This window comes from Streptomyces sp. AV19 (genome assembly GCF_015999245.1).
Taxonomy (GTDB): Bacteria; Actinomycetota; Actinomycetes; order Streptomycetales; family Streptomycetaceae; genus Streptomyces.
This window is the reverse complement of the sequence record NZ_JAEAMR010000007.1, coordinates 636,470-641,504: the sequence shown is the minus strand read 5'-3', so window position 1 is coordinate 641,504 and position 5,035 is coordinate 636,470. Positions and strand designations below refer to the sequence as shown.

Sequence of the window (5,035 nt, the reverse complement as noted above, 5' to 3'; positions counted from 1 at the left end):
AACACCTGCACCCCGGCCACCCGGGCCTGGGGCCCCACCCCCGGGGGGGGGGGGGGGCTGGTGCTCGGGGGGGGGCGCCGCGGGGGGGGGGGTGGGGGGGGGGCGCGGGGGGCGCGCCGTCGGCGCGGGGTTCCGGTTCGCCGCCGGGGGCGGAGCCGCCGGGCTCGGGCTCCGGGACGGGGGCCGGGGCGTCGCCGCGGGCGGGCGCGGACGCTCCGTCCGGCGTATCCTCCGGGGCGGCCGGAGCCTCGTCGCCCTCCGGCTCCGGTCCGGGGGCGGGCTGCTCCTGCGACTCGTCGAACGCGGGGCGCGCGTGGTGCCAGGGCGCGTCGGGCGAACGCGGCGCCGTACGCCGGGGGGCCGGCTGCTCCTCGGCCGGCGCGGCGGCGGCGGTGTCGGTGGCGTCGGCGGCGGCGGCCTCTTCGGCCCGCTGACTCGCCGAGCCCCCGCTCGCGCTGCGCGTCCGATGCCCGGTCCCGCTCCCGGCCTCGGTCTGCTGGCTGGCGGAACCGTCGGCGGCGCTACGGGTACGACGCGGCGGGGCGGCCGCGCCGCCGGTCCGCTGACCGGCCGAGCCGTCGGCGGCCTCGCCCTCGGCGGCCCGCTGACTCGCGGAGCCCTCACCCGCACTGCGCGCGCGGCGCCCCGGCCCGGCCTCGGCCTGCCGGCTCGCCGAGCCGTCAGCAGCACTGCGCGTACGACGCGGCGCCGCGGCCGCATCGCCGTCCTGCTGACTCGCCGAACCGTCCGCCGCACTCCGGGTCCGCCGGGGCGCGGCCGCCGCGCCCTCGGCCTGGCTCGCCGAGCCCTCGCCCGCACTGCGCATCCGTCGCGCCGGGGCCGCGTCCTCCGCCTGCTGCGTCGCCGAGCCCTCGCCCGCGCTGCGCGCCCGCCGGACCGGGCGTTCGCCCTCGGTGCCCGCCGCCGCGCGGCGTGCCGGGCGGGCCGGGGCCGGGGGGAGCTGGCCCTTGAGCGGGCCCCACTCGTTGGGGTCGGGGACGCCGGGGGGCAGCATCTGGCGGCGCTTCGGGCCGCCGTGCCCGGACTCCCCCGGCTCCTTCGCGCCGGGCCACGCCTTCGCCACCCGGGCCGCCAGCACGAAGTCCTTGCGCAGCGGGTGGCCCTCGAAGCCGTCGGGGAGCAGCAGCGGGACCAGGTGCGGGTGGCCCGTGAAGTCGATGCCGAACATCTCGTGCGTCTCGCGCTCGTGCCACGCGGCCCCGGCGTACAGGGGGATCGCCGTCGGCAGGGCGGGCGCCTCGTGCGGCACAGTGGTGCGCAGGAGCAGCCGCCGTACCGGCGCTCCGCCGGACGGCAGCGCCGCCACGTGCGCGCAGACGCGGAAGCCCGTGCCGGGCTCGTCGACGGCGCTGAGCCAGTCGAAGAAGGTGCAGCCCAGCGTGGAGCGGGCGGTGTCGAGCGCGGTGAGCCAGGACTCGGCGGGGACGTCGACGGTGAGGAGCCCGTACGCCTCCTCGGCCGTGGCGCCGGCGCCGAAGACCTCCTCGGCGGGGGCGGGCAGCCAGCCGGTCATCGGGCGCCCCCGGGCGGCGGGACGAGCCCGCTGCGGAGTTCGGCCGCCGAGGCCGGCGCGTACCGCTCCGCCGTCGACTCCTGCGCGATCTTCTCCTGGAGCTTGAGGATGCCCTGCAGGAGCGCCTCGGGGCGCGGCGGGCAGCCGGGGACGTAGACGTCCACGGGGATGATCTGGTCGACGCCCTTGGTCACGGCGTACGAGTCCCAGTAGGGCCCGCCGCAGTTGGAGCAGGCGCCGAAGGAGATGACGTACTTCGGCTCGGGCATCTGCTCGTAGAGCCGCTTGACCGCCGGCGCCATCTTGTCCGTCACCGTGCCGGAGACGATCATGAGGTCGGCCTGGCGGGGGCCGGGCGCGAAGGGGATCACGCCCAGGCGGATGAAGTCGTGCCGGGCCATGGACGCGGCGATGAACTCGATCGCGCAGCAGGCGAGTCCGAAGTTGAAGACCCAGAGACTGTAGCGCCGGCCCCAGTTCAGGACGACCTTCATGGGCTCGGGGGCCAGCCGGGCCAGCGCGCCCAGCCTGCGGGGCTCGGGAAGGTCGGCGGAACGTGTCACGTCCACTCCAGGACGCCCTTCTTCCATGCGTACAACAGGCCCACGGCGAGGAAGCCGAGGAAGACGAACATCTCGACGAGCGTGGCGGCTCCGTAGCCCGGGGCGGCGAAGACCGTGGCCCAGGGGAACAGGAAGACCGAGTCGACGGCGAAGATCACGTACAGGAAGGCGTAGACGTAGTAGCGCACCTGGGTGTGGGCCCAGCCCTCGCCGACGGGGTCGACGCCGCACTCGTAGGTCAGCAGCTTCTCGGGCGTCGGCACGACGGGCCGCAGCAGCCGCCCGGCGCCGAAGGCGACGGCGACGAAGAGCACGCCGAGGACGGCCATCAGGCCGACGAGGCCGTACCCGTCGAAGTACGCGGTCGTCCCGTCGGTCGCAGCGGCGGTCACCTCCGGCACGTCCGGACCCTCGCTCCCTGTGTACGTGCGGCGGTTTCCTCCGCATTCGACGATCTGTACGCACAGGAGTCTAGGTGCTGGGGGTGGGGTTCTCCCCACCCGGCGGCTCCCGGGGCCCCCATGGCGGGGGACGGCGGACGCCGGGCAGGCTGGTGGCATGACCGCCCGCGCCACCCGCTCCACCGGCACCGCCTCCGACGACGAGGCGCTGCCGCCCGCCCGCTTCGCCTTCGACGCCCGGACCTGGAAGGAGGTCGCCCAGCTGCTGGGCAACCTGCTGACGGGGCTGGCCGGGTTCGTCTGGGCGGCGCTGTGGCTGTTCCCCGGCCTGGTGCTGTCGTTCACGGTGGTGGGCCTGCCGCTGCTGGCGGCGGGGCTGGCGGGCACGCGGTGGCTGGGGAGGCTGGAGCGGCGCCGCGCGCGGCGGCTGCTGGGCCTGCGGATCGACGAGCCGAGCCCGCTGCCGCGCGGGCGGAACCGCCGGGGGTTCGCTGGCTGGACCCGCGACACCCTGGGGGACACGGTCGCGTGGCGCACCACGCTCTACGCGATCGTCCGGCTGCCCTGGGGCGTGTTCACCTTCGGCGTCACGCTGGCGGCGCTCTTCGTCGCCTGGCCGGTCCTCGGCCATCTGGCCCGGGGGCTGACGGCGGTGGACCGGGCGATGGTGCGCGGCCTGCTGTCCCCGTCCAGCGAACTGGAGCGGCGGGTGGCGGAGCTGGAGGAGGACCGGGGCGTGGTCGTCGACACCGCCGCCGCCGACCTGCGCCGCATCGAACGCGACCTGCACGACGGCGCCCAGGCCCGCCTCGTCGCCCTCGCCATGGGGCTGGGCCTCGCGAAGGAGAAGGTGCTGGAGGACCCGGAGGCGGCGGCGCGGATGGTGGACGAGGCGCACGGCGAGGTGAAGCTCGCCCTCCAGGAGCTCCGCGACCTCGCCCGCGGCATCCACCCCGCCGTCCTCACCGACCGCGGCCTCGACGCCGCCCTCTCCTCGGTGGCGAGCCGCTGCACGGTGCCGGTCGGCGTGCACGTGGACCTGGACGCCCGGCCGGCCCCGGCGATCGAGGGCATCGCCTACTTCACCGTCTCCGAACTCCTGCAGAACGTCAGCAAGCACAGCCGCGCCCGCAGCGCGCAGGTCGAGGTGTGGCGCACGGGCGACCGGCTGCTGCTCCAGGTGCGGGACGACGGGCAGGGCGGCGCGTCGACGGACTCCGGCAGCGGGCTGGCCGGACTCGCGGAGCGGCTCGGCTCGGTGGACGGGCTGTTCGGCGTGGACTCGCCCGTGGGCGGCCCGACGACGGTCACGGCGGAGCTGCCCTGGCGGTCGCGCGGGCCGTCCTGACGGACAGGGGCAGCGGCACGGCCGGCGGAGAGGGCGTGTCGTGCCGCGCCGTCACCCCTCTCGCACAGGACGTGGCCGCCACCCCGCCCGGGGGTGGGGACAGCCCCACCCCCAGGACCCCCACCCACCGCATGGTCACCCCCCGCCCGCGCGGGAGAAGGTGGTGCCCAAGGACGAGCGGAGACAAAAGGACCCAGATGGCCATCGAGCACGGATATCTGTCAGAGGCGGCGCCCCGGACGCACCGGCTGCCCCTCGTGCTGCGGGCGCCCCTGTCGGGCCGCGCCTGGCGCGAACTCCTCCACGCCCTGCTGAACCTGCCGATCGCGCTCGCGGGGTTCACCTGGGGCGTCGTCACGGTCTCGCTGGGCCTCGGCCTGCTGATCACCTTCGTCGGGCTGCCCGTCCTGGCCATCGGGCTCGCCGGGGCGCGGCTGTTCGGCGCCGTCGAGCGGACGCGGGCCCGGGTGCTGCTGGGCGTCGAGGTGGAGGCGCCGCACCCGGTCCAGGCCGGCAACCGCGGCGGCGGGGCGCTGGGCTGGACGTGGTCGCTGCTGCGCAGCGGGGCGTCGTGGCGGCAGCTGATCTACACGGTGGTGCAGCTGCCGTGGGCGGTGTGCACCTTCACCGTGTCGCTGGTGGCGGTGATCCTGGGCTGGTCGCTGTTCCTCTATCCGGCGTACCAGTGGATGTACCCCACCTGGTGGGGCAGCCCGGGGATGGGGCTCTACAGCGACACCCGCGGCGTCCAGATCTACCTCGACAACCCCTTCGAGATCGCCGCGACCTGCCTGGTCGGCCTGGTGATCGTGCTGGCCGTCCCGTGGGTGCTGCACGCCATGGCCTGCGTGGACGGGCTGCTGGTCCGCCTGCTGCTCGGCCCGTCCCGGCTCGACGCGCGGGTGACGGAGCTGGAGGAGGACCGGGGCGTGGTCGTCGACACCGCCGCCGCCGACCTGCGCCGCATCGAACGCGACCTGCACGACGGCGCCCAGGCCCGCCTCGTCGCCCTCGCCATGGACCTCGGCCTGGCCAAGGAGAAGCTGCTGGAGGACCCCGAGGCGGCCGCGAAAATGGTGGACGAGGCGCACGGCGAGGTGAAGCTCGCCCTCCAGGAACTCCGCGACCTCGCCCGCGGCATCCACCCCGCCGTCCTCACCGACCGCGGCCTCGACGCCGCCCTCTCCTC

Annotated in this window: 4 protein-coding genes and 1 pseudogene; 2 read left to right on the top strand and 3 right to left on the bottom strand. The window is 76.2% G+C overall.

The genetic code is table 11. The features are described from left to right. From I5Q34_RS12515 to I5Q34_RS12505, 3 genes are all read right to left on the bottom strand, one after another. A partial coding sequence (locus I5Q34_RS12515) for an NADH-quinone oxidoreductase subunit C (protein ID WP_199892264.1) occupies window positions 1-1,534 on the bottom strand: 1,534 nt, incomplete at its 3' end. Further along, entirely contained in the window at window positions 1,531-2,124 is a 594-nt protein-coding gene (locus I5Q34_RS12510; protein WP_234428740.1) for an NADH-quinone oxidoreductase subunit B, read from the bottom strand. The genes I5Q34_RS12515 and I5Q34_RS12510, both read right to left, overlap by 4 nt. Continuing rightward, entirely contained in the window at window positions 2,094-2,489 is a 396-nt protein-coding gene (locus I5Q34_RS12505; protein WP_374193017.1) for an NADH-quinone oxidoreductase subunit A, read from the bottom strand. Before I5Q34_RS12505 ends, I5Q34_RS12510 begins: the two co-directional genes overlap by 31 nt. Window positions 2,490-2,655: 166 nt before the next feature. On the opposite strand from I5Q34_RS12505, the gene I5Q34_RS12500 reads away from it, so the two are divergent. Further along, entirely contained in the window at window positions 2,656-3,846 is a 1,191-nt protein-coding gene (locus tag I5Q34_RS12500; RefSeq protein WP_199892261.1) for a sensor histidine kinase, read from the top strand. Between the two features lie 197 nt (window positions 3,847-4,043). After that, window positions 4,044-5,035, top strand: a pseudogene (locus tag I5Q34_RS12495) (sensor histidine kinase); the annotation flags it as partial.

Bases quoted from the DNA above. Each gene is read 5' to 3' on its own strand.
- I5Q34_RS12500 (WP_199892261.1), top strand. From the start codon at position 2,656: ATGACCGCCCGCGCCACCCGCTCCACCGGCACCGCCTCCGACGACGAG.
- I5Q34_RS12510 (WP_234428740.1), bottom strand. From the start codon at position 2,124: ATGGAAGAAGGGCGTCCTGGAGTGGACGTGACACGTTCCGCCGACCTT.